The sequence below is a fragment of the Aquamicrobium soli genome, assembly GCF_042646345.1.
In the GTDB taxonomy this organism is placed as follows: domain Bacteria; phylum Pseudomonadota; class Alphaproteobacteria; order Rhizobiales; family Rhizobiaceae; genus Mesorhizobium; species Mesorhizobium soli_A.
In genome coordinates, this window is the sequence record NZ_JBHRTK010000030.1 from 34223 (window position 1) to 58914 (window position 24692).

Genomic DNA, 24692 nt, shown 5'->3' on the forward strand with positions numbered 1-24692 from the left:
GAATTCGATGGCCGATCCGTTCCTTTCGATCCTGCATGTCGAAAAATCCTTCGGCTCCACCAGGGTCGTGCAGGACTTCAACCTCGACGTGAAGGCGGGCGAGTTCGTGTCCTTCCTCGGTCCGTCGGGCTGCGGCAAGACCACGGTGCTGCGCATGGTCGCCGGCTTCGAGGAGCCGAGCGCGGGCGCGATCGTCGTTGGCGGCAAGGACATCACGCGGCTGCGCCCCAACCAGCGCAACATCGGCATGGTGTTCCAGGCCTATGCGCTGTTCCCGAACCTGACGGTCGCGCAGAACATCGGCTTCGGCCTCAAGGTCGCGGGCGCTTCGCGCGCCGATATCGACAAGCGCGTGGCCGAGATGCTGGCCCTGATCAGCCTGCCGCAGATGGCCGACCGCTACCCTTACCAGCTTTCCGGCGGCCAGCAGCAGCGCATCGCGCTGGCGCGGGCGCTGGCGCCCAAGCCCAAGCTGCTCCTGCTCGACGAGCCGCTGTCGGCGCTCGACGCCAAGGTGCGCGTGTCGCTGCGCGAGGAAATCCGGGCGATCCAGAAATCGCTCGGCATCACCACCGTCTTCGTCACCCACGACCAGGAAGAGGCGCTGTCGATTTCCGACCGCATCGCCGTCATGTATGGCGGCAGGGCCGAGCAGGTCGGCACGCCGTTCGAGATCTACAACCGGCCGCAGACGAAGTTCGTCGCCAATTTCGTCGGCACGCTGAACGTGCTGGAAGGCACCGTCACCGATGCCGCGGCCGGCAAGGTCGGGGTCGACGGCGGTGAACTGGTGCTGAAGGACCGGCTCGGCGAAGCCAGGAACGGCGACAAGCTGTCCCTGGCGCTCAGGCCCGAGGCGATTTCGCTCGGGCCCCAGCCGGGGCGCAACACCCGCCTTGCCGGCGAGATTTCCGAGGTGCATTTCCTCGGCTCCGTCATCCGCGTGCGGGTCGGCGTCGGCGGCCGCACCGTCTCGCTCGATACCTTCAACAACCCGGCCTCGCCGCCGCCCGCCGTCGGCGAGAAGGCCGAGATCAGCTTTTCCTCGGGCGACCTGCTGGTGCTGAGCTAGGCCAGCTACCGGCGCGCCGCAGCGGCATTTGTCCTGCGGTGGGACGCGGCGTGGCCCAAGCTGTCGTTCCGCTCCTGCTCATTGCCTCGGCCGCGCCGAACGGCTAGTTGGCGGGCGAAACTGAGCCGGGTAACCATGAAACTCGTCAGCTACAACATCCAGTATGGCTTCGGCTCCGACGGCCGCTACGACCTCACGCGCGCGGCGCGGCTGGTCGATGGCGCCGATATCATCGCCTTGCAGGAAGTGGAGCGGCACTGGCTGCGCAGCAACCAGGACGACCAGCCCGAAATCCTCTCGCGCCTGCTTCCCGGCTACTACTGGGTCTACGGCCCGGCCTACGACATGGATGCCAGCGAGCGGCGCGACGGCCGCGTGCTCAATCGCCGCCGCCAGTTCGGGACGATGCTGCTTTCACGGCTGCCGATCGCCTGGTCGCGGCTGCACGCGCTGCCGATGCGGCGCACCGTACACCCGCTCAATACCCGCAACGCCGCGCTCGAATGCATGATCCGCACGCCGGCCGGCCCGGTGCGGGTGCTTTCGCTGCATCTCGCCCATATCGCCGCCGAGGAGCGGCTCGAGCAGATCGACTATCTGCTCGGCGAGCACCGGCGCGCCCATGCCGACGGCGGGCCGTGGAGCGGTGTCGACGACGAACCCGCGCGCAACTGGTCGAACGGGGAAGGCGAGCCCGAAAGCCCGCTGGCGGCGATCTGGATGGGCGATTTCAATTCCGAACCCGGCAGTGCCGAGTACCGGCGCATCGTCGGCGACATTCCCTATCATCCGGGTGCCGCCTATGCCGACGGCTTCGTCGACGCGGCGGCGGTCGCGGCGGAACCCGCCAGCTATCACACCCATGTCAAGACGATCGCGGGCGAGGTTCGTCGTCGCCGGCTCGACCATTGCTTCGTCGGCGGCCTGCTCTCGGAGCGCGTGCGCTCCGTCAGCGCCGATATCGGCGAGGTCGCATCCGACCATTTCCCGGTGCGCATCGACATCGACCTCGAAACGCCGTTTGCGGCTGCAACGCAGGGGCGCGCGGGCCGATGACGCCTTTCGTCTTCGCGGTGGTGCTCGCCGCGGCCATCATGCATGCCACGTGGAACGCACTGATCAAGGTCAGGGCGGATCGCTTCGCCTCGATTTCGCTGACTACCTTCGGCATGGCCTGCACCGCATTGCCGGTAATCCCCTTCGTCGCCTTTCCTTCGGCCGCCGTCTGGCCGTGGATCATCACCTCGACCGTCATCCATGTCGGCTACAGGCTCTTCCTGACGCGGGCCTATGAAGCAGGCGACCTGGCGCAGGCCTATCCGCTGGCGCGGGGGACGGCGCCGCTGATCACCACGATCGGCGGCATCGTGCTGCTGTCCGAGTTGCCCGGTGCGGTCGCGCTGGCCGGGATCGTGCTCCTTTCGCTGGGGACGTTCCTGATGTCGCTGCGGGGCGGCGGGCCGCTTGCCAGGCTGAACGGCGCCGTCGTCGGCTATGCGCTGACCACCTCGCTGTTCATTGCGGGCTACACGCTGTCGGACGGCGTCGGCGCCCGGCTTGCCGACACGGCGCTGAGCTACGCTGCGTGGATGTTCTTCTGCGACGGCGTCAGCGCCATGGCGATCGGCTTCTTCTACCGGGGCCGCCGCATGCTGACCGTGCTCGCCGCCGAGTGGAAGGTGGGCGCGCTGACCGGCTTCCTCAGCGCCGCCGCCTACGGCATCGTCATGTGGGCGATGACCCAGGCGCCGATCGCTTCGGTCGCCTCCTTGCGCGAGACCTCGATCCTGTTCGCCATGGCGATCTCGGTGTTCGCGCTGGGCGAGAAGATGACGGCATGGCGCAGCGCGGCGGCGCTGAGCATCCTTGCCGGCGTCATTGCACTGCGGCTTGGCTGAAGGTTTGCCTCGTCGCGAATTTCGGCTAAAAGCCCCACCGACAGCAGAGTCGGCGGCGTCGGAGCCGCCATCGCAAGCGGCAGGCGGCGCCTGCCGTTCACGAATGAAAGTCTATCCATGACAGAAACGACACGGGTTGCCGACAAGGCGGCCGATCCCGAAAACGCGCGGCCGGCAGTCGACCTGTACGATCCCTGGCAGCGGCAGTTCACCTCGCACAACAAGCAGAACGAATTCCGCAAGGCGATCGAATCCGCAGGCAAGTCCGGCGCCTGAACGACCGTCCACCCGGCCGCTACTCTGCGGCGGTGAGGCGGGCATCGGCGCTGTGGACGAGCCCGATCGGCCCCCGCTGGGCGGCGAGGTGGTCGGCGAGCCGCAGCGTAAGCGCCACGATGGTCAGGGTCGGCATGTCGTTGCCGCAGGTCGGGAACACGGAACTGCCGGCGATGTAGAGATTGTTCATGCCGTGGACCTTGCAGTTGGTGTCGACGACGCCGAGGCGCGGGTCCGGGTCCATCCGCGTCGTTCCCATGTGATGGTCGCAGCCGAGGATTTTCGGCAGCCGCCCTTCGTCTGCCTGTTGCAGGTCGACCGTGCCCACGCCGAAGGCTTCGAATTCCTGCTTGATCAATGACAGCATGCGCACGAGCGTGCGCTTCTCCAGGTCGCCGATGCGCCAGTCGAGCCGGGCCTCGTTCAGGCCCAGCCGGTCGCGCCGTGATGACAGCGTGACGCGGCTTTCGCGGTCGGGAACCGGCTCGACGACGCTTTCGACCTGGAAATAGGTCGAGGCGGCGGCAAGCTTCAGCCGCCGGTAGACGAGCGATGCGATCAGGTTGGGGCTGCGGCGCGCCACCGTCGCTATGGCGCCCAGCCGGATGTCCCTGAACAGGCGCCAGCGCAGGGCGTCGTAGAGTTCGTGGAAACTGTCGTTGACCTCGCGGTCCTCGCCGGCCCGGCAGGCGCGGAAATAGGTGCGGCATTGCACCAGCTGCTCTTCGCGCTGGACCCGTTCGACCAGCCCGATATAGGCGCTGGTGCTGGTTCCATCCACGGCCAGGGCCGGATTGTGGTAGGTGTAGCTGGTGTCGTAGAACCGAAAGCCGGTCGCGTTGCCCGACGAGATCATCCGCCCGATGCGGATGCGCGGGTGTTCCATGAAATAGCGGCCGACCACGTCATGGCGGTTGCCGAGGCCGCGCGGATCGACCTTGTTCGACAAAAGCAGCAGGCGGGCGTTCTCGATGCCGCCGGCGGCGAGGATGGTCCGGGTCGCCCTGACGAAGAAGCGCTTGCCCGCCGAATTGGCGAAATGGACGCCGGTGGCGGTCGCGGCATCCTCGGTGGTGGCGATCTCGGTCGCGCTGGCGTTGAGCAGCACCTTGGCGAGCTTGGCGGCGGCGAGCTGCTTTTCGTAGACATAGCCGAAATGGGTCGGCGGGCTGAACTTGTTGACCACCGTTTCGATGGCGCCCCCCTGCAGCGTGAGCAGCCGGACCAGGTCGTGGTCGAGGTGTTCGTACCAGGCCTGCGGATCGAAATCGCGATCGTTGACCTCGACCAGCCGGTTGGCCCGGGGATAGAGCGCCGCGATCTCCGAATAGGCCAGCGGCCAGCCGCTGTTGGGCATCCAGTCGCGCTTTTCGAAATCGATCGGGATGAACGGGCGTATCCAGCCGCCCCAGCAGTTGGAACTGCCGCCCAGTTGCCGGGTCCGGCTGGTCTGCAGATTATAGGGAAGGCCGACGTTCTCGCCGTGGTAAAGGGCTTGCGAGGCCGCGCTGAAGTCGATCCTGCCGCCCTCGATCACGCAGGTGGCGATGCCGCGCCGTTCGAACTCGAGCGCGAGCGTGATGCCGGCAACGCCCCCCCCGATCACGCAGACTTCGGTCTCCAGGGCCGTCCCCCCTGGCAGTTTTCGCGCATCGATGAACATGGCGGTGCGACCATCTCTCACGCTGGAAGCTTTCCGAGCAGTGATAGAGTGGAAGCCGGCCGGGTAGAATTGCGCCATGTTGGGTGAGGGCGTATCCCTTTGGTGGAGGCGATCTCCATCGCAGGGATGCCGTTACTCGCCAAAGGCGGATGGCCGATCTCGCAGCATATTGCTCCTGCAATGCCCCGGCTGCGCGGCCGAGATCGGCTTTTGAGGAAAGGAAATGCCTGCGATGCCTGGAAGTCCTAAAGCCGTGCTGGCGCTCGCGCTGGTCCTGCTGCTGGCGATCGTCGCCGCCTGCGCGAGCTTTGGCGTGATCCCGACGCTGCTCACGGTGGCCATTGCCGCCTCGGCCGCCATACTGGCGACGATGCTCGGCGTTGCCATGAACCGGCATGGCTATTGACCGACCGGGCCTTCCGCTGAAGCAGGCGGCGCGCTCTTGCCATTCCTTGCGCGGGCGCAAAGCGGCGGGCGCGTGGGGCGGCTAGGGAAGCCGAAAGCGTTCTCGACTTTACAGGAGCCTGCCATGAACTACGTCGTCTTCCTCGGATGCCTCGCCCTGGCGCTGGTAGCGGCGCTGTATTCGTTCGGGTTTTCCTGAAAGGCGAACTGAACGGCGCGGCGCTGTCGGCGCCGCGCTAGGATGGATCGCCGGGGCAGGGGATGTTTGCCAGTCTCCCGCCCCGACGGACCTCGCATGCCGGCCGATTACCAACGAACGACCGGGCAGTTGCGCGCCTTCGAGAAGGTGAGGTTCACCCGATGCCCGTAGCGGGTGCCGGTGACGCGGATCGTGCGGTGGCCGATGCTGCGCACGCGGGCATGGCGAACGCCGAGACGCCGGGCCTTGGCAACCGCCTTGCCGGGCGTGCAGACGCGATTCCAGCCGTGGCCGTAGCCGACGTTGAGGTTGTGCGTCGAAATGCCGATCTGGACGTTGGCGGCCTGTGCCGTCGCCGGAACGGCGGCCAGCGCACCGAGGCCGAGGAAGGCGGAAAGGGCGGCGATCTTGATGGAGTTGAGCATGGTGTTCTCTCCCGTTTCAAAAGTGTGTTTCCAAACGACACGGAGAGAATGGCGTGAACGGACTGAACCGGCTCGGAACGGCTCGTTCACGCCACGTTAATCGACGCCAGCCGCTTATTGGGACGGCATCTGCGGCGGCGCGAAGACGATGAACGGGGTCTTGGGCGCATCGCCCGGCTTCACGTAAGCGGGAGCAGGGTCTCCCGGCGCTCCGAGCGATTTCACGTATTGATAGATCGAGCGCAACTCGTTGTCCGTCATCGCGTGAAGGGCGAACCACGGCATGGGGGGCCGCGTCTTGATCTCGTGGCCATAACGGACGAATTCGTCCTCACTCATCTTCGACAGCGCGACGCGTATATTGGCGGGATAGGTGGTGCCCCAGGGTCCCTGGAACCCGACCTGGCTGCCCATCAGCGCCTTTGCCGGGTCGACCTGCCCGCCGCTGGCGGCAAACCCGTCGGTATGACAGTCATGGCAACCGCCGATCGTGGCGATGCGCAATCCTTCCTTCACCGAAACCGCGTCGGCCGCCATCGCCGTCGACGTGAACATCATGAAACAGAGTACCAGACCCCCGTGACGCATCATGTCCTCCTTTGCAAAAAATGGACGGCACGCACTTTATCAGAATTTGCTAAAGTTGCCGGGAATCTTTCTCAGGCGGCGGTGCGCCAGCCGGTCGAAAATTTTGCTCCAGATCGTCGTTTTCCATCGAAACCGGCCATGCGCGACAAGCTGGTCCAAAACGCGCGGCTTGCAGCGGCCAGCGGCATTTGATTTGCTGTCCGGCAATCATCGGAGGGTGGAAATGTTCAGCCACATCGTCGTCGGCAGCAATGATCTCGATCGGTCGCGCAAATTCTATGACGCGACATTCGCCGTGCTGGGGGTGGCGGCGGGAACGCTCGACGCCAAGGGCCGGCTGGTCTACTCGAAGGACGGGGCGCGCTTTATGGTCACCGCGCCCATCGATGGCAAGGATGCGACCCACGCCAACGGCGGCACGATCGGCCTGCGGATGGAGGGCCCGGAGATGGTCAAGGCGTGGCATGATGCCGGCGTCGCCAATGGCGGCAAGTCGATCGAGAACCCGCCCGGCGTCCGGGAGGGCACGCGCCGCCTGTACCTTGCCTATCTGCGCGACCCCGATGGCAACAAGCTCTGTGGTGGCTGCCTGGCGTCATAGCCGATCCCGCGCTGTCCTTGATCGAAGCGTGCCGAATTTCCGGCCGTTGATCCCGAAACCGCCGGGAAGGCCTTGCATGAGCGCGTGACTCAGGCTCCATGTCGCCATGGGCGATTGGGCTGTTTATTTCGGGTTGTTTGCCGCGGCTTTCGTCGCCGCCACCGTCCTGCCGATGCAATCCGAGGCCGCGCTGGCGGGGTTGCTGCTTACCGAAGCCTTTTCCGTGCCGGTCCTGGTCACGACGGCTGCCGTCGGAAACGTTCTCGGCTCCACCGTCAACTGGGTGATCGGGCGCGGCGTGGAGCGATTCCGGGACCGGGCGTGGTTTCCTGTCGGTCCGGCAAGCCTCGAGCGTGCCGCGAGCTGGTACCGCCGCTATGGGCGGTGGTCGCTGCTGCTGAGTTGGGTGCCGGTGATCGGCGACCCGCTGACGGTGGTGGCAGGCGTCCTGCGGGAGCCGTTCTGGAGCTTCGTCGCCATCGTCGCCGTGGCCAAGACCTGCCGCTATCTGGCCATCGCCGCAGCGGTGCTGAACTGGCTCTGAAAGGGCTTTCCCTTGCGGGTGGTGGCCTGGCCGGCTGCCGTCCCGGAAAGAACTGGCGATTGCTCGGAATTTTAATTTTTAAGTGAGCACTAATTTTACCGGAGGGCGTCTAGCATGTAGCGCGTGTTCGTGTGGGGCCGACATGTTCAAAAAGTTCTGGCGCTCAGAGCAGGGAAACTACGCCGTCGCAACGGCGATCGCCATGGTGCCGTTGATGGCAGGCGTCGGCGGGGCAGTCGATTTCGCGGTCGCTACCCGTGAAGGGGCGAACCTGCAGAATGCACTGGATACCGCGGCCCTTGCGATCGGGTCCAAGTACGTCGCGGGCATGACGGAAGCCGAATACCAGGCGATCGGGTATAATTATTTCCAGGCAAACCTGAGGCTTCTCGTCAACCCGACCACGACGGTCGACCATGAGAACGGGCAAACCTCCGCGCGCACCGGCGGCTTCGACGCCTCGGTAAGCGGAACGGGTGCCTCGTATATGGTCCGCGCTTCGGCCAGCATCTCGTATCCGGGGCTCATCGGCGCGCTCGCCTGGCCGCTGACGCGTTCGGCGACGGCGACCATTTCGTCCGGGGATCCCGCCTGCCTGCTCGCGCTCAACCAGCATGCGTCGCAGGCGCTCGAATTCAAGGGAAATACGGACGTCGCGGTGGAGGGCTGCGTGATCGCCTCCAATTCGGACGCGTCGGATTCCATTTCCCGCGGCGGCTCGGCCAAGCTGTCGGCAAAGTGCGCGGTCGCCGTTGGCGGCATTTCCGGACTGTCGGATTCCAGCACCAAGCTGACCTGTCCCGGACCCATGCCCGGGCAATTCCCGTCGTTCGACCCGTTATCCGGTATCGTGCCCCCGCCTTACGGGAGTTGCCTGTCGGTCAAGGGGCTGACGATGCAACCCGGGACCTATTGCAACAAGACGATCAGCGGCACGGTGACCCTTGAGCCGGGCACCTATGTTTTCAAGGGCGGCAAGATCAACCTCGGGGGCAATGGCAGCCTTTCGGGGACGGGGGTCACGATTTTCCTCATGGATGGCGCGGAACTCTCCATGAACGCCAACCAGTCGATAAACCTCTCTCCGCCCGACAGCGGACCCTATTCGGGAATCGTGATCTACCAGGCCCGCAGCAATACCACCGGTATGACGATCAACGGCGGCTCCAATTCCAGCATCAGCGGGTTCGTCTATGCGCCGGGCGCCCAGGTGACCTATAACGGCAATTCCGATACGGCGAGCACCGCCTGCCTCCGGATCGTGGCCGACACGATCAAGATGAACGGCAATTCCAAGGTAAAGTCCGACTGCAACAAGGAGTTGGGCGGCCGCACGATGTATTCCGGCCGGTACCTGACCCTGGTGAGATAGCAGGGCTGTTGGCGGTGCGCCCATCCTTTCGCGAAGGGAGCAGGCAATCCGGCCTTGCGTGGCACGCGTGACCGCAAAAGGTACGGCACCTTTCGTCAAATCCATATCGCTGCCGGTCCCGGTTTTCCGCAACGAGCCCAGCGCGCTCGGCGTTGCTCGCAAGTTCTGATCGCGGCCTCTCCATCCGCCCAACGGCACCGAATCGAACCTGGTGCAAACAGGTCACATCGAAAGAAAAGTGAACATTAGTCGTGTCATCATTTCTTTCAGGCGTCGAAAAAAGGGGCGTACAACAACCCCCGGGATTGTTTGGGGGTTGCCATGAAATCGCTACTCATTGCGTCGGTCGCGCTGACTGCGCTGACCGAAGGAGCCATTGCGGCGGATGCCGGTGTTTCGCCTGGAATCGCTCCGGCTCCCGCTGCGGTGGCATACGATTGGTCCGGTCCTTATCTCGGCATTCAAGGCGGGGGAACGTACGTTCGATCCAGGATCTTCGACCAATACGGAGGCGACTATCAGAAGTTTGGCGGCCCGGTGCTAGGCATCTTCGGCGGCTACAACTGGCGGGCGTCGAACCTCGTTTATGGGCTCGATGGTTCCATCGGATACCGGTTCGGTGAGAATACCATCCATATTGAGGGCGGCCCCGGCGAGATGGAGACCAAGCTCGGTTGGGAGGGTTCGCTGCGTGGGCGCATCGGCGCGGATATGGGGGCGTTCCTGCCCTATGTCGCGGCTGGCGTTACAGCGACGCAACTGCGGACGTATTGGCCTCTGGGCCACGTTGCCCGCGGCGCGACCTTGGTGGGCTGGACAGCCGCCATTGGTGCGGATGTGAAGGTCACCAACCAGGTTTTCCTGCGTGCTGAGTATGCCTACTCCAACTACAGTTCGAAAAAGCTGGAATATTGCGGCCCGATTTGCAGCATGTCGTACAGGCCGCAAACCCACGATTTCCTGATGGGCGTCGGGTACAAGTTCTGATCGAGGCCTCTCCAGTCGATCGGGGCCCTGGCGAAAGACGAGGCCTTTTTCGTTGGCCGCTCCGAAACGACAAAACCCGCCCCGGCGAACCGGAGCGGGAAAATCAGCGAACCCTTCACGCCTTTTGATTGAGCGTCTTCCGCCTAAAATCGAACGTTCACACCGAGGCGCACAGTCTGCAGTGTTGGCTCAAAGCCAAGCGGCACGACGTAGCCGCCGGCCAAATATCGAACATCATAATTCTTTTTGCCGAAATCAGCGTAAAGGTATTCCAGTTTGAGCGAAACCTTTTCGGTGACCGCCAACTCGCTCCCCAGGCCGACAGCCCATCCGACATGCGTGTTGCTACTCCCCGAATAGCTTTCCTCAAGCTTGTAGTTGGCCACCGCCATACCGGCAGTCACGTATGGAAGGAACCGGCCAACCGAGTACCCTAGCCGCCCGCGAATCGTGCCCAGAAACCTGAGCTTTTCGTCCGGATCGATGGTGCCGACGTTCGTAAACAATATCCGGCCGCCCGTGACGTTCGCATAAGCAGCGTCTGCTTCGAAGCCGTAGACAAGATTGCCCGTCTGCCAGTTATATCCAGCTTGGACGCCGCCGATGAACCCGCGTCCGTCATCTTGCCGGAAATCTTCAAAGATAACGAACTCGTCGACGTGAGCCGGGCCAAGCAGGCCGCCGCTCGAATAATCCGCATTACCCCACCCATAACCAGCATGGGCACCTAGGTAGAAGCCGGACCAAGTATACTCTGGCGACGTTACCGCGACTTCATCTGCGGCGTGAGCGGCAGATACCCCCAGAAAGGCAAGCGCACCAATAGCTGCCTTAGTAACGATTTGCATGGCATTTCCCCCCGGAACCAATGCCAAGAAATTGATCGATTTCGCCATTGATGTCTGTAGCAAATTCGCCACAGAAAGCTGGCGATGATTGCTGGTCCGCGGGCGGTGTTCCCAAAAAGCTCGCCGGCCGGCGCCAGCGGGCAAGTAATGGAGGGGAATGATCCGCAACGCGGGAGAAAGTTCCTGCGGCTCCTGAACCACGCCCGAATCTTCGCTACGTCAGCTACACCAGCCGGGGACGGCAAAGGTGGCTTGGGAAATAGGGGTCGAGAAGAATGCGGCGGGCAAGGTCCAGGCGCCGGGTTTTCGTACCGGAGGGCAAAGGCAATCGGCTAAGTTATTGATTGGATGGCGGGTGTGACAGGGATTATGCAGTGCTTTTGCTGATTATATAGCGAAATCCCGCCCGAAAAACCCGAACGAAGCAAAAAGCATGCAAACGTTTCTGTGCCGTTTCTGTGCCACAAGGATGAACCGACAAAAGCCCGCCGCTCCGCGATACCTCCTCAGTCCACTCTCCTGGAGGTTGTTCCCTGTTTCGCATCCAAAGTTGGAACGGACTGGAGTGTCTCTCGTTGTCTCGCATGGTTGCCGTCGCCGAGACGGCTTCGAATCCACGGGAGATAGATATGAACATCAGGACGCTTTGCCTGGGGGCGCTCGCTATTTCGCTGACAAGCGGGGCAGTTCTTGCTGCGAGCGATACAACCGCCCTCGACAACCACGACACGATGAAGCCGTTCTACAGCGATTCCGATATGAAAACGCTGGTCCCCGAGGCTGAGTTCAAAGCAGCCTGGATGAAGCTGACCAAGGAGGATCAAGATAAGATCGTCCGGGAATGCAGCGAGGACGCCGCGGCAAAGGCACACGGTAATTTCTGCGCCATGACGAGAAAATTCGGCGAGGCTCACTCCAACACCAACAGCCAGAGCGATTGAAGGTCCAGAGCTGGCCGACCGATCGATTGGCGATAAGGGGCCTCGGCGCAAGCTGAGGCCCTTTTTGTTAGCGGACAAGCGAAAAAGCCCGCTCCGGCGAACCGGAGCGGGACTTAAGCCCTAATCGGCCCAACCGTCTTACACCGACTTCCGATGGTCGTGCCGTTCAAGTTTCCTCGCCGCCCGAATATCTTTCCAAAGCGGCTCTATACGCTGTCGCGCCAGTTCGAGACCAACCCGTTCGCCAGCACGGCGATGGAAGCGGCCGGCGCGCTCGGCATGTCGGCCAAGACGCTCGAAAGGTCTACGGTCACCATCACGGCGACTTCCAGAAGAACGCTGCGGAGGTCTAACTGCCGGGTTTCTGTGCCATTTCTGTGCCAAGCGGCAGAGGCAATCGGCTAAGTTATTGATTGGATGGTGGGCGTGACAGGGATTGAACCTGTGACCCCTGCAATGTCAATGCAGTGCTCTCCCGCTGAGCTACACGCCCATCCGACGCGGGGCTTACACCACTTTTGATGCAGCGCGTCAATAGCCGCTGATGCGAAACCGACAGGCTGTTGAAATGGGCGTTCTTTCGCTTGCCGTCGCGCCGCCAAAGCGCAGTTCGACCGTCCGCATTCCGGCGGCGCCAGACGATGTATTCGGCAGCGGATATTGGAAAAGGCCTGGGGTCAGGCCGCCTGCAGCATCTTCTCGACCTCATTGACGAGATCGCGCAGGTGGAAGGGCTTGGACAGCACCTTGGCGTCCTTGGGGGCCTTCGAATCGGGATTGAGCGCCACCGCCGCGAAGCCGGTGATGAACATCACCTTGAGGTCTGGGTCGATCTCGGTGGCGCGGCGCGCCAGTTCGATGCCGTCCATCTCGGGCATGACGATGTCGGTCAGGAGCAGCGAGAATGGCTCTTCGCGCAGGCGCTCATAGGCGCTGGCGCCGTTGTCGAAATCGCTGACCTGGTAGCCGGCGCGCTCCAGCGCCTTGACCAGGAAACGGCGCATGTCGTCGTCGTCTTCCGCCAGAAGAATGCGTGCCATTCGTATTCCGTCCGAATCACCCACCGGGGCTGCTGCTGAAGGCGCCCGTTAACCATCCCGTATATGAAGGCGTGACGGTAAAGATCAAGTGAACAATGGTAAAGGACGCCGCCTCCCAGGGGCTGCCAGAGGCGCCGGGGCGCTGGACATGCGCGGCCTGCGATGGCACGTTCGCGCCATGATGCGTCATTGCGTGCGATTGGGGTTCAAGTGACTACGGCAGCCGAGGATTTCGCGGGCGTGGCGCCGTTCGAGGTTCGCTCGAGCGCCGAGCAGCGCGTGCCGTTCGTCTTCAGTTCCCCCCATAGCGGCCGACTCTATCCCGAGCGCTTCCTGGCCATGAGCCGGCTCGACCGCGAGGCCATCCGCCGCTCCGAAGACTGCTATGTGGACGAGTTGTTTTCGGCAGTCGTGCCGCTCGGCGCGCCGCTCCTGGCGGCGAATTTTCCGCGCGCCTGGCTCGACGTCAACCGCGAGCCGTGGGAACTGGACCCGCGTATGTTCTGCGAGCCGGTGCCTTCCTATTGCAACGTGCGCTCCTCGCGCGTGGCGGGCGGCCTCGGCACGGTGCCGCGGCTGGTGGGGGAGGGGCTTGAGATCTATTCCGGCCGCCTGCCGCTCGGCGAGGCCATCGACCGGATCGAGACCGTCTACAAGCCGTTCCACGCGACGCTGAAGCGGCTCTTGATGCAGACCCACGCCGCCTTCGGCTATGCGGTGCTGATCGATTGCCATTCCATGCCAGCCGGCATTCGCGTCGGCGACAGCGGCATGCGGCCGGATTTCATCATCGGCGACCGTTTCGGCACGTCGGCGTCGGCCGTGCTCGCCGAGGCGGCGATCGGCCTGCTCTCGGGCATGGGCTATCACGTCACTCGCAACAAGCCCTATGCCGGCGGCTTCATCACGGAGCATTACGGGCGGCCGGCGAAGCACCTGCACGCGCTGCAGATCGAGATCAACCGCGGCCTCTACATGAACGAGCGCACCTTGCGCAAATCGGTCGGGTTCGAGGCGCTGGCCGACGACCTGGCGCGCTTCGCCGCCGACCTGATGGCCTTGCCCGATCACTATTTCCTCGACCTGCCGTTGGCCGCGGAATAGACCTCCATAGCGGCCCATTTTTCTTTCCAGGAGACGGTGTTGGACATTTCTTCCGAATTCATGCGGCGGATCGCCGGGGTGGCCGCCGCCGAGACGCTGCCGCGCTTTCGCAAGCAGGGCGTGGTCAGCAACAAGGAGCAGGAGAGCTTCGACCCGGTGACGGAAGCCGACCGCGAGGCCGAGCGCGCCATTCGCGCGCTGATCCATGCCGAATTTCCCGACCACGGCATCCTCGGCGAGGAGCACGGCAACGAGAACATGGCCAGCCGCCATGTCTGGGTGATCGATCCGATCGACGGCACCCGCGCCTATATTTCCGGCGTGCCGGTGTGGGGCACGCTCGTCGGCTTCACGGAAGACGGCGATGCGGTCGCCGGCATGATGTCGCAGCCGTTCACCGGCGAACTGTTCTACGCCAATGCGTCGGGCGCCCATTACGAAGGGCCGGGCGGGCCGCGCATCCTTTCCACCCGCAAGACCACCCGCCTTGCCGATGCGACGCTGTTCACGACCACGCCGGCGCTGTTCAAGGCTAGCGAGGCGCGGCAGCGCTACGACGGGTTGGAGGCGAAGGTGCGGCTCGCCCGCTACGGCACCGACTGCTACGCCTTCGCCATGGTGGCTTCGGGCAGCGTCGATGTCGTCGTCGATCCGGGGCTGAAGCCCTATGACATCGTCGCGCTGATTCCGATCATCGAGAAGGCGGGCGGCGTCATCACCACCTTCAACGGACGGCCGGCCGAGAACGGCGGCGACATCGTGGCGGCGGCGACGCCGGAACTGCACGAAGCGGCGATGGCGGCGCTGCGGGGCTGACCGCTATCTGGCCGCATTTCCGGGCGTAAAACCGCTTCCCGCTTGTGCCGGAAACGCTCTACAGGGTGCCGTCGTCGATGCCGGGAATGAAGGCGTCGAAGGCGGCGAGGAACTGCTCGCGGTAAAGATCCGCCTCCTGCAGGATCTCGTGGGCGGCGCCGTCGATGGTCAGCAGCGAGCCTAGGCGCAGATGCCTTGCATAGGCCTCCACCGCCCGCGTCGAGACCACGCGGTCGGCACCGGCCGCGACCACCAGCATCGGCACCTTGATGGCAGCCATGAACTCCGGCCGGGAGACCTTCTGTGCCGCCTCGCTGGCCGCCCGCAGCCAGCGGATCGTCGGCCCGCCGAGTGCGAGCTGCGGAAAGGTGTCGTAGAGATGCACGTTGCGCCGGTAGCGGGCCGCATCGGTGGTAAGCTTGTTGACCTCGAACGGGGTGCCGCCTTTCGGGCGTGGTCCCCACGCCGCATAGCGGTGGCCGAGGCCGAACAGGCCGAGAAGCGTGGTGAGCCGGTGGATGGCCTTCATCGACATGCGCTGGCCGGGCAGGGCAAGGAACGGCGCGATCAGCACCATGCGCCGCACGCGGTTGACCATGGACGGGCTTGAAAGCAGCGCGACCAGCGCGCCGCTGGAATGCGCCAATATGTAGTAGGGGCCGCGGCAGTCGGGCAGCACCACTTCCTCGAAGAACTGTTCGAGGTCGTCGGCATAGTCCGAGAAACTCTTCACGTAGCCGCGCTGCGGGTCGCGGATCAGCCGGTCGGAAGCGCCCTGGCCGCGCCAGTCGATCAGCGCGCTGCCGAGCCCGCGGCTCGACAGGTCGCGGATCGTCTCGAAATATTTTTCGATGCACTCATTGCGGCCGGGCAGGATGACCACGGTTCCCTTCATCGGCCGGCCGGTGGCGGCGAAGTGGGCATAGCGGATTTTCTTGCCGTCGCGCGCGTTGAAAAAGCCGACGGTCGCCTGCCTCGGCGTCGGATTTTCAGGAATCTCGTGGAAATTATCCGTCATTCGGCGCTTCGGCTGGCAAGATGCGCCCGTGCGTGAACAGGCCTCCCATGGTGATAGAAAGCCAGGCGGATAAAAGCAAACGACTTCGGATTTGGCGCTTGCGCAAGGGCAGGCCGGAAGCGACCTGCGGAGCGCTTCCGGCCTCTGTCGACCCGGGGGAAGGGACGTTGCACCCGGACCGGCCTCGTCGCGGCCCTGGCCGGCCGCCTGTCGGTAAATGCCGGGTCATTCTAGCGCGGCCGGCTGAACGCGGCCCGAAAGGCCGGTTCATCTGCCGTTCATCCGCAGGCCGCAGGCAACGGCCATAAAAGGCCGGCAAAAAGGCCTTGAAACCGCGTTTTGCCACCCCCAAATGACTGATGCGGTCGCCACATCGGGGCCGCTGGCCACGCCGATACGCCACTCAGGGGTCGGCACGGACCAACCGCAAACCATGTTGCTCGACAGGAGAACACACTATGCGTCATGTTGATTTTTCCCCCCTCTATCGCTCGACCGTCGGCTTCGACCGGCTGTTTACGATCCTCGATTCGCTGGCCCAGCCCGAAGGCGGCCAGACCACCTATCCGCCCTACAACATCGAGAAGACCGGCGACGACGCCTATCGCATCTCGATGGCGGTAGCGGGCTTTTCGGAAGACGAGATTTCGATCGAGGCCCACCGCAACGTGCTGACCGTGAAGGGCGAGCGCAAGGAAGAGGCCAATGAGGAAGGCAGCGAAGTGCTCTACCGCGGTATTGCCAGCCGCGCCTTCGAGCGCCGCTTCCAGCTTGCCGACCACGTCGACATCACCGGCGCGGTGCTGAAGAACGGCCTGCTCTACGTTGATCTGAAGCGCAACATTCCCGAGGAGCTGAAGCCGCGCAAGATCGCGATCACTTCCGCCCCGGCGAAAGCCCGGCAGATCGAAGCCAAGGCCGCCGCCTAAGGCCGGCCTGAACGGTTAGTCTCCTCCCGAGACGGAAACGGCGCCGAAAGGCGCCGTTTCTTTATCTGGCGATGAGGTCGCCGAAGCGGTCGACGGCCTCCGGTGTCGTCGCGAAGCTCGTAACGAAGCGGTAGAGCGCTTCGTCCCCGGCGATCCGGCCGTCGAAACCGGACGGGAGGTGCCAGTCGTAGAACGCGGCGCCTGCGGCCTGCGCCTTCTCGGCGTCGGCTTTCTTCATGATCGCGAACACCTCGTTGGCCTGGGGCTGCCACGCAAGCCTCGCCTGGGCAGATGCGTCGATGACTGCCGAAAGCCGTGCCGCCATCGCGTTGGCGTGGCGGGCGGTTTCCAGCCAGAGTCCGCCCTTGAAATAGGCGTCGAACTGGGCGGCGATGAAACGCGACTTGGACAAAAGCTGGGCCGAGCGCTTGCGCAGGAAGGCGAGTTCGCGCGCCCTGTCGAGGTCGAACAGCACCACCGCCTCGGCGCACCAGCAGCCGTTCTTGGTGCCGCCGAACGAGACGATGTCGACGCCGCGCTTCCAGGTCATTTCGGCCGGGGCCACGTCGAGCGACACCAGCGCGTTGGCGAAGCGCGCGCCGTCCATGTGCAGGGGCAGCTTGTGGCGCCTGGCGAGCGCCGAGATGCGGTCGATCTCGTCCAGGCTGTAGACGGTGCCGATTTCGGTCGACTGGGTGAGGCTGACGGCCATAGCGCGGCCGGCGTGGACGAATTCCGGCTCCAGGCGGCGCAACGCCTGCTCCAGTTCCTGCGGATCGATGCGCCCGAGCGCGCCGCCCACCGGCAGCAGGCGCGAACCGCCGGTAAAGAATTCCGGCGCGCCGCATTCGTCCTCGACGATGTGCGATTCGCGGTGGCAGAGCGATATGCCGCCGGTCTTGTTGTAGGCCGCGAGCGACAGCGAATTGGCGGCCGTTCCCGTCGCCACGAAAAACACCGCCACCTCGCGCTCGAAGATTTCGCTGAACCGCTCGTAGACGGCGCGGTCGAGGTCGCCGTCGCCATAGGCGGTGGAGAAGCCGGCGGCGTTGGCGGCGAGACCGGCGGCGATCTTCGGATGGGCGCCAGCCCAGTTGTCGGAAGCGAAAAACATGAACGTGCCTGTGTGAGCGTTGGATTCGAAAGCAGCGCGACCATGATGCCCTTGCCCCCTTCGGCGCAAGGGCCAGTGCGGGAAAACGGCCGGGCGCGGCCGAGCGGGAAGGGGCTCCGGCGAGGTAAAATGTCGCAATCCCGGCCCGGAGTGTAATTTTCGGTCGCAGGCGTCGTCGGTTTTTTGCGAATCGGTCTTGTGTTGGCCAAATCTTTCTGCCATAAAAATTAGGACAGCATTGCTGTCTTATTTGAGAAACCGTTACTGGTGCCGGGTGCAGATCGCCGGTATCCTGAACGGGTGCAGTGCGTGCACGGCGTTGCGGCCCGGCCCATGGCGAGGCGGCGGGCAGGTAGGCCGTGCGCATCGGTGGTCTATAGGCTTTGAACAGGCAGGCATGCCGCATTGTGGGGGAAGCGAACGCTTCCTGGCGCAGCCGGCGGCCGACCAGAAGAGGACGAAAGAGATGACGGAGCTGACGCTTTCTGCGGTAAACGGCATGGCCGCGCAGACGAAAGCGACCACCGTCAAACACGCTGCCGGCAACGGCCTGCCGCCTCCGGCGCAGGGCCTCTACGACCCGCGCAACGAGCACGATGCCTGCGGCGTCGGCTTCATCGCGCAGATGAAGAACAAGGCCTCGCACTCGATCGTCGTCGACGGGCTGGCCATGCTCGAAAACCTGACCCATCGCGGTGCGGTCGGCGCCGATCCGCTGGTCGGCGACGGGGCCGGCGTGCTGGTGCAGGTGCCCGACCGCTTCTTCCGCGAGGAAATGGCGAAGCTCGGCGTGACGTTGCCGCCGGCCGGCCAGTATGGCGTCGGCCATTGGTTCATGCCGCAGGACGAGAAGCTGCGCGCCCATATCGACGACATCATCCGCGAATCGGCGCAATCCGAGGGCCTGCCGCTCATCGGCTTCCGCGACGTGCCGGTCGACAATTCGTCGCTGTCGAAGGCGCCCGAGATCGTCGCCGCCGAGCCGTTCCATCGCCAGGTGTTCATCGGCCGCACACCCGACATCACCGACGACGAGGAATACGAGGCGCGGCTTTACCTGCTGCGCAAGGTCATTTCCGGCCGCATCTACGCCGAAAACGGCAACAAGGACATCGGCGCCTACTGCGTGTCGCTGTCGGCGCGCACCATCGTCTACAAGGGCATGTTCTTGGCCTACCAGGTCGGCGCCTACTACAAGGACCTTAAGGACCCGCGCTTCGAGACGGCGCTGATCCTCGTTCACCAGCGCTTCTCCACCAACACCTTCCCGTCATGGAAGCTGGCGCATCCCTACCGCATGGTCGCGCATAACGGCGAGATCAACACGGTGCGCGGCAACAACAACTGGATGGCGGCGCGGCAGGCCTCGGTCGATTCCGAGTTGTTCGGCAACGACATCTCCAAGCTGTGGCCAATCTCCTACGAGGGGCAGTCGGACACCGCCTGCTTCGACAACGCGCTCGAGTTCCTGTTCCAGGGCGGCTACAGCCTCGCCCATTCAATGATGATGCTGATCCCGGAAGCCTGGGCCGGCAACAAGCTGATGGACGACGACCGCCGCGCTTTCTACGAGTATCATGCGGCGCTGATGGAGCCGTGGGACGGGCCGGCGGCGGTGGCCTTCACCGACGGCCGCCAGATCGGGGCTACACTCGACCGCAACGGCCTGAGGCCCGCGCGCTACATCGTCACCGACGATGACCGCGTCATCCTGGCCTCCGAGGCCGGCGTGCTTGCCGTTCCTGAGGAGAAGATCGTCAGGAAGTGGCGCCTGCAGCCCGGCAAGATGCTTTTGATCGACCTGGTCAAGGGCCGCATCGTCTCCGACGAGGAAATCAAGTCCAAGGTGGCGGCGCAGCACCCCTACAAGAAGTGGTTGGCCAACACCCAGCTTATCCTTGAGGACCTTGCTCCGGTTGAGCCGCGCGCGCTGCGCCGCGACGTCTCGCTGCTCGATCGCCAGCAGGCCTTCGGCTACACGCAGGAAGACCTGAAGCTTTTGATGGCGCCGATGGCGACCACGGGCCAGGAGGCGGTCGGCTCCATGGGCACCGATACGCCGATCGCGGCGATGTCGGACCGGCCGACGATGCTCTACACCTATTTCAAGCAGAATTTCGCGCAGGTGACCAACCCGCCGATCGATCCGATTCGCGAGGAACTGGTGATGAGCCTCGTTTCCTTCATCGGGCCGCGCCCCAATATCTTCGACCTCGTCGGCACCTCGCGCCGCAAGCGGCTGGAAGTGCGCCAGCCGATCCTGACCAATGCCGACCTCGAAAAGATCCGTTCCATCGGCCACACCGAGGACCGGTTCGACACCAAGACCATCGACATCACCTATTCGGTGAACGAGGGCGCGGAAGGCATGCCTGCGGCGATCGAGCGACTGTGCGAGCGCGCCGAGGCGGCGGTCGCCGGCGGCTACAACATCATCATCCTGTCCGACCGCATGATCGGCCCGGACCGCATCGACATCCCGACGCTGCTGGCCACGGCCGCCGTGCACCATCACCTGATCCGCAAGGGCCTTCGCACCTCGGTCGGGCTGGTGGTGGAATCGGGCGAGCCGCGCGAGATCCATCATTTCTGCTGTCTCGCCGGCTATGGCGCGGAGGCGATCAATCCCTATCTCGCCTTCGATACGCTGGCCGACATGCACAAGAACGGCGCTTTCCCGCCGGAGGTTGACGCGTCGGAAATCGTGTCTCGCTACATCAAGTCCATCGGCAAGGGCATCCTCAAGGTGATGTCGAAGATGGGGATTTCGACCTATCAGTCCTATTGCGGCGCGCAGATCTTCGACGCCGTCGGCCTGAAGTCGGATTTCGTCGACAGGTATTTTACCGGCACGGCGACGCTGATCGAAGGCGTCGGGCTTGGCGAGATCGCGGCGGAGACGGTGAAGCGCCACGCCGCCGCTTTCGGCGACGATCCGCTGCTGCGCAATTCGCTCGACGTCGGCGGCGACTACCTATTCCGCATGCGCGGCGAGGCCCATGCCTGGACGCCCGATGCCGTCGCCACCTTGCAGCACGCCGTGCGGCAGGGCTCGTGGAAGACGTTCAAGGCGTTTTCGGCGCAGGTCGACAATGCGGTCGCCAGTGCGCACGCCATCCGCGGCCTGTTTCGCATCCGCACCGCCGAGGAAACCGGCCGCAAGAAGGTGCCGCTGGACGAGGTGATGCCGGCCAAGGAGATCGTCCGGCGGTTCTCGACCGGGGCGATGTCGTTCGGCTCGATTTCACGCGAGGCGCACACCACGCTGGCGCGCGCCATGAACGCCATCGGCGGCAAGTCGAACACCGGCGAGGGCGGCGAGGAAGCCGACCGCTACCGGCCGTTGCCGGGCGGCGGCGCCAACCCCGAGCGGTCGGCGATCAAGCAGGTGGCGTCCGGGCGCTTCGGCGTGACGGCGGAATATCTCGTCAATTCCGACATGATGCAGATCAAGGTGGCCCAAGGGGCAAAGCCCGGCGAAGGCGGCCAGCTTCCGGGCCACAAGGTCGATGCCACCATCGCCAAGGTGCGCCATTCGACGCCGGGCGTCGGCTTGATCTCGCCGCCGCCGCACCACGACATCTATTCCATCGAGGATCTGGCGCAACTCATCTACGACCTCAAGAATGTCAACCCGATGGGCGACGTTTCGGTCAAGCTGGTTTCGGAAGTCGGCGTCGGCACGGTCGCAGCGGGCGTTGCCAAGGCGCGCGCCGACCACATCACCGTGTCGGGCTACGACGGTGGCACCGGCGCCTCGCCGCTCACCTCGCAGAAGCATGCCGGCAGCCCGTGGGAAATGGGCCTTGCCGAAACCCACCAGACGCTGGTGCTGAACGGCCTGCGCAGCAGGGTCGCCTTGCAGGTCGACGGCGGCTTGCGTACCGGCCGCGACGTCATCATCGGCGCGCTGCTGGGGGCCGACGAGTTCGGGTTCGCCACGGCACCGCTGATCGCGGCCGGCTGCATCATGATGCGCAAGTGCCACCTCAACACCTGTCCGGTCGGCGTGGCGACACAGGACCCGGTGCTGCGCAAGCGCTTCAAGGGCACGCCCGAGCATGTCATCAACTTCTTCTTCTACGTGGCCGAGGAAGTACGTGAATTCCTGGCCGAAATGGGCTTCACCCATCTCGACCAGATCATCGGCAATACGGACCTTCTCGAGAAGGACCGCATGATCGCCCACTGGAAGGCGCGCGGGCTCGACTTTTCGCGCATGTTCCACAAGATCGAGGCGGCGGACGGGCAGACCCACTGGACGGAGCGCCAGAAGCATCCGATCGACGACGTGCTTGACCGCACGCTGATCGAGCGGGCGATGCCGGCCCTGGAAGCAAGGCAGGCGGTCGAGATATCGGTGCCGGTGCGCAACGTCGACCGCTCGGTCGGCGCCATGCTGTCGGGCGAGGTGGCGCGGCGCTTCGGGCACAAGGGCCTGCGCGACGACACCATCTCGGTCAAGCTCTCGGGCACGGCCGGCCAGTCCTTCGGCGCGTTCCTCGCGCGAGGCGTCTCGTTCGAACTGGAGGGGGCGGCCAACGACTATGTCGGCAAGAGCCTTTCGGGCGGCCGTCTCGTCATCCGCCCGCCGGCGGGCAGCCGCACCGTGGCGCAGGAATCCATCATCGTCGGCAACACGGTGCTGTACGGCGCGATCGAGGGCGAGGCCTATTTCGCCGGCGTGGCGGGCGAGCGCTTCGCCGTGCGCAATTCGGGCGTCGTGGCCGTGGTGGAGGGCGTCGGCGACCATGGCTGCGAGTACATGACCGGCGGTATCGTCGTCGTCATCGGCCAGACCGGGCGTAACTTCGCCGCCGGCATGTCGGGCGGCGTCGCCTATGTGCTGGACGAGGCGGGCGACTTCGCCAAGCGCTGCAACATGGCGATGGTCGAACTCGAACCGGTGCCGGAAGAAGACGACCTGATGGAGAAGCTGCTGCATCATGGCGGCGACATCGACCACAAGGGCCGCGTCGACGTGTCGGGCGACATGACCAGCCACGACGAGGAGCGGCTCTACCAACTCATCTCCAACCATGCGCACTACACCGGTTCGGGGCGGGCGAAGGAGATCCTCGACCACTGGGCGAGCTTCCGGCCGAAATTCCGCAAGGTCATGCCGGTCGAATATCGCCGCGCGCTGGTCGAAATGGAGCGCTCGCGCATGGGCGTGGCGGCGGAATAGCCGCCGTTCACCGATGTCGCCTCAGCTTACGAAGAAGAGTTTCATATGGGCAAGGTAACGGGTTTCCTTGAAATCGACCGGCAGGTGCACAAGTACCAGCCGGCTTCCGACCGCATCCGCCATTTCCGCGAATTCACCTTGCCGATGTCGGACAAGGAAGTGGAAAAGCAGGCCGCGCGCTGCATGGATTGCGGCGTACCCTATTGCCATGGGCCGACGGGCTGCCCAGTCCACAACCAGATTCCGGACTGGAACGACCTCGTCTACCGGGGCGACTGGGAGCAGGCGATCCGCAACCTGCATTCGACCAACAACTTTCCCGAATTCACGGGCCGCATCTGTCCGGCGCCCTGCGAGGAAGCCTGCACGCTCAACCTGGAGGACATTCCCGTCGCCATCAAGACGATCGAGCAGGCGCTGGCCGACAAGGCCTATGAGCTCGGTTTCATCCGGCCCTATCCGCCGCTGCAGAAGACCGGCAAGCGGGTCGCCATCATCGGCTCCGGCCCGGCCGGCATGGCGGCGGCGCAGCAGCTTGGCCGTGCCGGGCACGAGGTGCACGTCTACGAGCGCGAGAGCCGTCCCGGCGGGCTGATGCGCTACGGCATTCCCGATTTCAAGATCGAGAAGCATTTCATCGACCGCCGCATCGAGCAGATGGCGGGCGAGGGCGTGACCTTTTTCTGCGGCGTCAATGTCGGCGTCGACAAGCCGGTGCAGGAGCTTCTGTCGAACTACGACGCGGTGCTTTACTGCGGCGGTTCGGAGACGCCGCGCGCGGCCGGCATCCCGGGCGACGATCTCGGCGGCGTGCATGACGCCATGCCCTATCTGGTGCAGCAGAACCGGCGCGTCGGCGGCGAGGACATCGGCTCGGCCGCGTGGCCGTCGGACCCGATCGTTGCCGGCGGCCAGCATGTCGTGGTCGTCGGCGGCGGTGACACGGCCTCCGACTGCGTCGGCACGGCTTTTCGGCAGGGCGCGGTGCGCGTCACCCAGCTCGACATCCGCCCGCAGCCGCCCGAGAGGGAAGACAAGCTGGCGGTATGGCCCTATTGGGCGACTAAGATGCGCACCTCTTCCTCGCAGGCCGAAGGGGCGGAGCGCGAGTTCCAGGTGGCGACGCTGGAGTTCATCGGCGAGGAAGGGCAGTTGACCGGCGTCAAGTGCTGCGAGGTGGACGAAAAGCGCAAGCCGATCGCCGGCTCGGAATTCGTCATCCGCGCCGACCTCGCCTTCATCGCCATCGGTTTTGCCGGTCCGTTCCATTCGGGCGTGGTGTCGGAACTGGGCGATCGGCTCGAGATCGCGGCCGATATCCGCCGGTCGAAGAATGTCGCGGCGAACGACCGCGACTATCGCACCAGCGTCGACAAGCTTTACGCGGCGGGCGACGTCCGCCGCGGCCAGTCGCTGGTGGTCTGGGCCATCCGGGAAGGCCGGCAAGCCGCCCGCGCCATCGACGAAGCGCTGATGGGCTCCAGCGAACTGCCGCGCTGAGGCGCTGCTGGACACGCTGGTTTACCCCCACCCCTGGCCCCTCCCCACAAGGGGGCAGTGTTTACATTGGACTCGTGATGAGGTGTCTGTTGAAGAACAGTGCGAGGGTTATGTCGAGCATCTGATGGGTCTTTGAGAAACGTTTGGAGCGGCGATTGAACCGG

23 protein-coding genes and 1 tRNA gene are annotated in these 24692 nt (G+C 64.5%); 16 read left to right on the forward strand and 8 right to left on the reverse strand.

All coding sequences use genetic code 11. The features are described from left to right. Window positions 1–7 precede the first annotated feature (7 nt). The 4 genes from ACFOHJ_RS21985 (at window position 8) to ACFOHJ_RS22000 (ending at window position 3246) form a co-directional block, all read left to right on the forward strand. A complete protein-coding gene (locus ACFOHJ_RS21985; RefSeq protein WP_378224825.1) occupies window positions 8–1072 on the forward strand; it encodes an ABC transporter ATP-binding protein in 1065 nt (354 codons plus the stop codon). A gap of 135 nt (window positions 1073–1207) precedes the next feature. Beyond that, a complete protein-coding gene (locus ACFOHJ_RS21990; RefSeq protein WP_378224826.1) occupies window positions 1208–2128 on the forward strand; it encodes an endonuclease/exonuclease/phosphatase family protein in 921 nt (306 codons plus the stop codon). Beyond that, window positions 2125–2970: an EamA family transporter gene (locus ACFOHJ_RS21995; protein WP_378224828.1), complete on the forward strand. Its 846-nt coding sequence runs from the start codon at window positions 2125–2127 to the stop codon at window positions 2968–2970. Before ACFOHJ_RS21990 ends, ACFOHJ_RS21995 begins: the two co-directional genes overlap by 4 nt. A gap of 117 nt (window positions 2971–3087) precedes the next feature. Further along, window positions 3088–3246, forward strand: coding sequence for a hypothetical protein (locus ACFOHJ_RS22000; RefSeq protein ID WP_378224830.1), 159 nt, complete (start codon window positions 3088–3090; stop codon window positions 3244–3246). A gap of 19 nt (window positions 3247–3265) precedes the next feature. On the opposite strand, the gene ACFOHJ_RS22005 is transcribed toward ACFOHJ_RS22000, so the two are convergent. Continuing rightward, the gene (locus tag ACFOHJ_RS22005; RefSeq protein WP_378224831.1) at window positions 3266–4930 is read right to left on the reverse strand and encodes an FAD-dependent oxidoreductase; all 1665 of its coding nucleotides are present in this window, start codon (window positions 4928–4930) and stop codon (window positions 3266–3268) included. Between the two features lie 211 nt (window positions 4931–5141). On the opposite strand from ACFOHJ_RS22005, the gene ACFOHJ_RS22010 reads away from it, so the two are divergent. Continuing rightward, window positions 5142–5315 (forward strand): hypothetical protein, encoded by a 174-nt coding sequence (locus ACFOHJ_RS22010; RefSeq protein ID WP_378224833.1) that lies wholly within the window; start codon window positions 5142–5144, stop codon window positions 5313–5315. 305 nt (window positions 5316–5620) lie between these two features. Here the strand turns inward: ACFOHJ_RS22010 and ACFOHJ_RS22015 are convergent, their stop codons facing one another. Next, window positions 5621–5938 carry a hypothetical protein gene (locus ACFOHJ_RS22015; protein ID WP_378224835.1) on the reverse strand — a complete coding sequence of 106 codons (318 nt, stop codon included), beginning with the start codon at window positions 5936–5938 and terminating at the stop codon, window positions 5621–5623. Window positions 5939–6052: 114 nt separating this feature from the next. After that, window positions 6053–6496, reverse strand: coding sequence for a hypothetical protein (locus ACFOHJ_RS22020; protein ID WP_378224837.1), 444 nt, complete (start codon window positions 6494–6496; stop codon window positions 6053–6055). 21 nt (window positions 6497–6517) lie between these two features. Between ACFOHJ_RS22020 and ACFOHJ_RS22025 the strand changes: the two genes are divergently transcribed. The 5 genes from ACFOHJ_RS22025 to ACFOHJ_RS22045 all read left to right on the forward strand — a co-directional run bounded on the left by ACFOHJ_RS22025 (window position 6518) and on the right by ACFOHJ_RS22045 (window position 10030). Continuing rightward, window positions 6518–6718 (forward strand): hypothetical protein, encoded by a 201-nt coding sequence (locus ACFOHJ_RS22025; protein ID WP_378224840.1) that lies wholly within the window; start codon window positions 6518–6520, stop codon window positions 6716–6718. A 31-nt stretch (window positions 6719–6749) separates the two neighbouring features. After that, window positions 6750–7127: a VOC family protein gene (locus tag ACFOHJ_RS22030; RefSeq protein ID WP_378224841.1), complete on the forward strand. Its 378-nt coding sequence runs from the start codon at window positions 6750–6752 to the stop codon at window positions 7125–7127. 106 nt (window positions 7128–7233) lie between these two features. Then, entirely contained in the window at window positions 7234–7671 is a 438-nt protein-coding gene (locus ACFOHJ_RS22035; protein ID WP_378224843.1) for a YqaA family protein, read from the forward strand. 142 nt (window positions 7672–7813) lie between these two features. Further along, window positions 7814–9043, forward strand: coding sequence for a TadE/TadG family type IV pilus assembly protein (locus tag ACFOHJ_RS22040; RefSeq protein ID WP_378224845.1), 1230 nt, complete (start codon window positions 7814–7816; stop codon window positions 9041–9043). A 321-nt stretch (window positions 9044–9364) separates the two neighbouring features. Next, window positions 9365–10030 (forward strand): outer membrane protein, encoded by a 666-nt coding sequence (locus ACFOHJ_RS22045; protein WP_378224847.1) that lies wholly within the window; start codon window positions 9365–9367, stop codon window positions 10028–10030. Window positions 10031–10173: 143 nt separating this feature from the next. Here ACFOHJ_RS22045 and ACFOHJ_RS22050 read toward each other — a convergent pair whose 3' ends face one another. Further along, complete coding sequence (locus tag ACFOHJ_RS22050; protein WP_378224849.1) at window positions 10174–11079, reverse strand: outer membrane protein; 906 nt, start codon at window positions 11077–11079, stop codon at window positions 10174–10176. 428 nt (window positions 11080–11507) lie between these two features. Here ACFOHJ_RS22050 and ACFOHJ_RS22055 point away from each other — a divergent pair, with 428 nt between their 5' ends. Continuing rightward, window positions 11508–11819 (forward strand): hypothetical protein, encoded by a 312-nt coding sequence (locus ACFOHJ_RS22055; protein ID WP_378217858.1) that lies wholly within the window; start codon window positions 11508–11510, stop codon window positions 11817–11819. 418 nt (window positions 11820–12237) lie between these two features. Here the strand turns inward: ACFOHJ_RS22055 and ACFOHJ_RS22060 are convergent. Together ACFOHJ_RS22060 and cpdR are read right to left on the reverse strand one after the other, a co-directional pair. Next, window positions 12238–12312: transfer RNA gene (locus tag ACFOHJ_RS22060), tRNA-Val, on the reverse strand. A 184-nt stretch (window positions 12313–12496) separates the two neighbouring features. After that, window positions 12497–12859 (reverse strand): cell cycle two-component system response regulator CpdR, encoded by a 363-nt coding sequence (cpdR, locus tag ACFOHJ_RS22065; protein WP_006199474.1) that lies wholly within the window; start codon window positions 12857–12859, stop codon window positions 12497–12499. 162 nt (window positions 12860–13021) lie between these two features. On the opposite strand from cpdR, the gene ACFOHJ_RS22070 reads away from it, so the two are divergent. After that, window positions 13022–13963, forward strand: coding sequence for an N-formylglutamate amidohydrolase (locus ACFOHJ_RS22070; RefSeq protein ID WP_378224867.1), 942 nt, complete (start codon window positions 13022–13024; stop codon window positions 13961–13963). A 39-nt stretch (window positions 13964–14002) separates the two neighbouring features. Then, window positions 14003–14779 (forward strand): histidinol-phosphatase, encoded by a 777-nt coding sequence (gene hisN / locus ACFOHJ_RS22075; protein ID WP_378224870.1) that lies wholly within the window; start codon window positions 14003–14005, stop codon window positions 14777–14779. A gap of 58 nt (window positions 14780–14837) precedes the next feature. On the opposite strand, the gene ACFOHJ_RS22080 is transcribed toward hisN, so the two are convergent. After that, window positions 14838–15797 carry an alpha/beta fold hydrolase gene (locus ACFOHJ_RS22080; RefSeq protein ID WP_378224873.1) on the reverse strand — a complete coding sequence of 320 codons (960 nt, stop codon included), beginning with the start codon at window positions 15795–15797 and terminating at the stop codon, window positions 14838–14840. Window positions 15798–16255: 458 nt separating this feature from the next. Here ACFOHJ_RS22080 and ACFOHJ_RS22085 point away from each other — a divergent pair, with 458 nt between their 5' ends. After that, the gene (locus tag ACFOHJ_RS22085; RefSeq protein WP_378224876.1) at window positions 16256–16726 is read left to right on the forward strand and encodes an Hsp20 family protein; all 471 of its coding nucleotides are present in this window, start codon (window positions 16256–16258) and stop codon (window positions 16724–16726) included. A 61-nt stretch (window positions 16727–16787) separates the two neighbouring features. Here ACFOHJ_RS22085 and ACFOHJ_RS22090 read toward each other — a convergent pair whose 3' ends face one another. Further along, window positions 16788–17840: a threonine aldolase family protein gene (locus ACFOHJ_RS22090; RefSeq protein ID WP_378224879.1), complete on the reverse strand. Its 1053-nt coding sequence runs from the start codon at window positions 17838–17840 to the stop codon at window positions 16788–16790. Window positions 17841–18306: 466 nt separating this feature from the next. On the opposite strand from ACFOHJ_RS22090, the gene gltB reads away from it, so the two are divergent. Both gltB and ACFOHJ_RS22100 read left to right on the forward strand, forming a co-directional pair. Then, window positions 18307–23028 carry a glutamate synthase large subunit gene (gene gltB, locus ACFOHJ_RS22095; RefSeq protein ID WP_378224882.1) on the forward strand — a complete coding sequence of 1574 codons (4722 nt, stop codon included), beginning with the start codon at window positions 18307–18309 and terminating at the stop codon, window positions 23026–23028. A gap of 45 nt (window positions 23029–23073) precedes the next feature. Next, entirely contained in the window at window positions 23074–24528 is a 1455-nt protein-coding gene (locus ACFOHJ_RS22100) for a glutamate synthase subunit beta (RefSeq protein ID WP_378224884.1), read from the forward strand. The last annotated feature ends 164 nt before the right edge of the window (window positions 24529–24692 follow it).

Excerpts from the sequence above, each read along its gene's own strand:
- ACFOHJ_RS21985 (WP_378224825.1), top strand. The coding sequence starts at position 8 with ATGGCCGATCCGTTCCTTTCGATCCTGCATGTCGAAAAATCCTTCGGC.
- ACFOHJ_RS21990 (WP_378224826.1), top strand. The coding sequence starts at position 1,208 with ATGAAACTCGTCAGCTACAACATCCAGTATGGCTTCGGCTCCGACGGC.
- ACFOHJ_RS21995 (WP_378224828.1), top strand. The coding sequence starts at position 2,125 with ATGACGCCTTTCGTCTTCGCGGTGGTGCTCGCCGCGGCCATCATGCAT.
- ACFOHJ_RS22000 (WP_378224830.1), top strand. The coding sequence starts at position 3,088 with ATGACAGAAACGACACGGGTTGCCGACAAGGCGGCCGATCCCGAAAAC.
- ACFOHJ_RS22010 (WP_378224833.1), top strand. The coding sequence starts at position 5,142 with ATGCCTGGAAGTCCTAAAGCCGTGCTGGCGCTCGCGCTGGTCCTGCTG.
- ACFOHJ_RS22015 (WP_378224835.1), bottom strand. The coding sequence starts at position 5,938 with ATGCTCAACTCCATCAAGATCGCCGCCCTTTCCGCCTTCCTCGGCCTC.
- ACFOHJ_RS22020 (WP_378224837.1), bottom strand. The coding sequence starts at position 6,496 with ATGATGTTCACGTCGACGGCGATGGCGGCCGACGCGGTTTCGGTGAAG.
- ACFOHJ_RS22030 (WP_378224841.1), top strand. The coding sequence starts at position 6,750 with ATGTTCAGCCACATCGTCGTCGGCAGCAATGATCTCGATCGGTCGCGC.
- ACFOHJ_RS22035 (WP_378224843.1), top strand. The coding sequence starts at position 7,234 with ATGGGCGATTGGGCTGTTTATTTCGGGTTGTTTGCCGCGGCTTTCGTC.
- ACFOHJ_RS22040 (WP_378224845.1), top strand. The coding sequence starts at position 7,814 with ATGTTCAAAAAGTTCTGGCGCTCAGAGCAGGGAAACTACGCCGTCGCA.
- ACFOHJ_RS22045 (WP_378224847.1), top strand. The coding sequence starts at position 9,365 with ATGAAATCGCTACTCATTGCGTCGGTCGCGCTGACTGCGCTGACCGAA.
- ACFOHJ_RS22055 (WP_378217858.1), top strand. The coding sequence starts at position 11,508 with ATGAACATCAGGACGCTTTGCCTGGGGGCGCTCGCTATTTCGCTGACA.
- cpdR (WP_006199474.1), bottom strand. The coding sequence starts at position 12,859 with ATGGCACGCATTCTTCTGGCGGAAGACGACGACGACATGCGCCGTTTC.
- ACFOHJ_RS22070 (WP_378224867.1), top strand. The coding sequence starts at position 13,022 with ATGGCACGTTCGCGCCATGATGCGTCATTGCGTGCGATTGGGGTTCAA.
- ACFOHJ_RS22080 (WP_378224873.1), bottom strand. The coding sequence starts at position 15,797 with ATGACGGATAATTTCCACGAGATTCCTGAAAATCCGACGCCGAGGCAG.
- ACFOHJ_RS22085 (WP_378224876.1), top strand. The coding sequence starts at position 16,256 with ATGCGTCATGTTGATTTTTCCCCCCTCTATCGCTCGACCGTCGGCTTC.
- ACFOHJ_RS22090 (WP_378224879.1), bottom strand. The coding sequence starts at position 17,840 with ATGTTTTTCGCTTCCGACAACTGGGCTGGCGCCCATCCGAAGATCGCC.
- gltB (WP_378224882.1), top strand. The coding sequence starts at position 18,307 with ATGACGGAGCTGACGCTTTCTGCGGTAAACGGCATGGCCGCGCAGACG.
- ACFOHJ_RS22100 (WP_378224884.1), top strand. The coding sequence starts at position 23,074 with ATGGGCAAGGTAACGGGTTTCCTTGAAATCGACCGGCAGGTGCACAAG.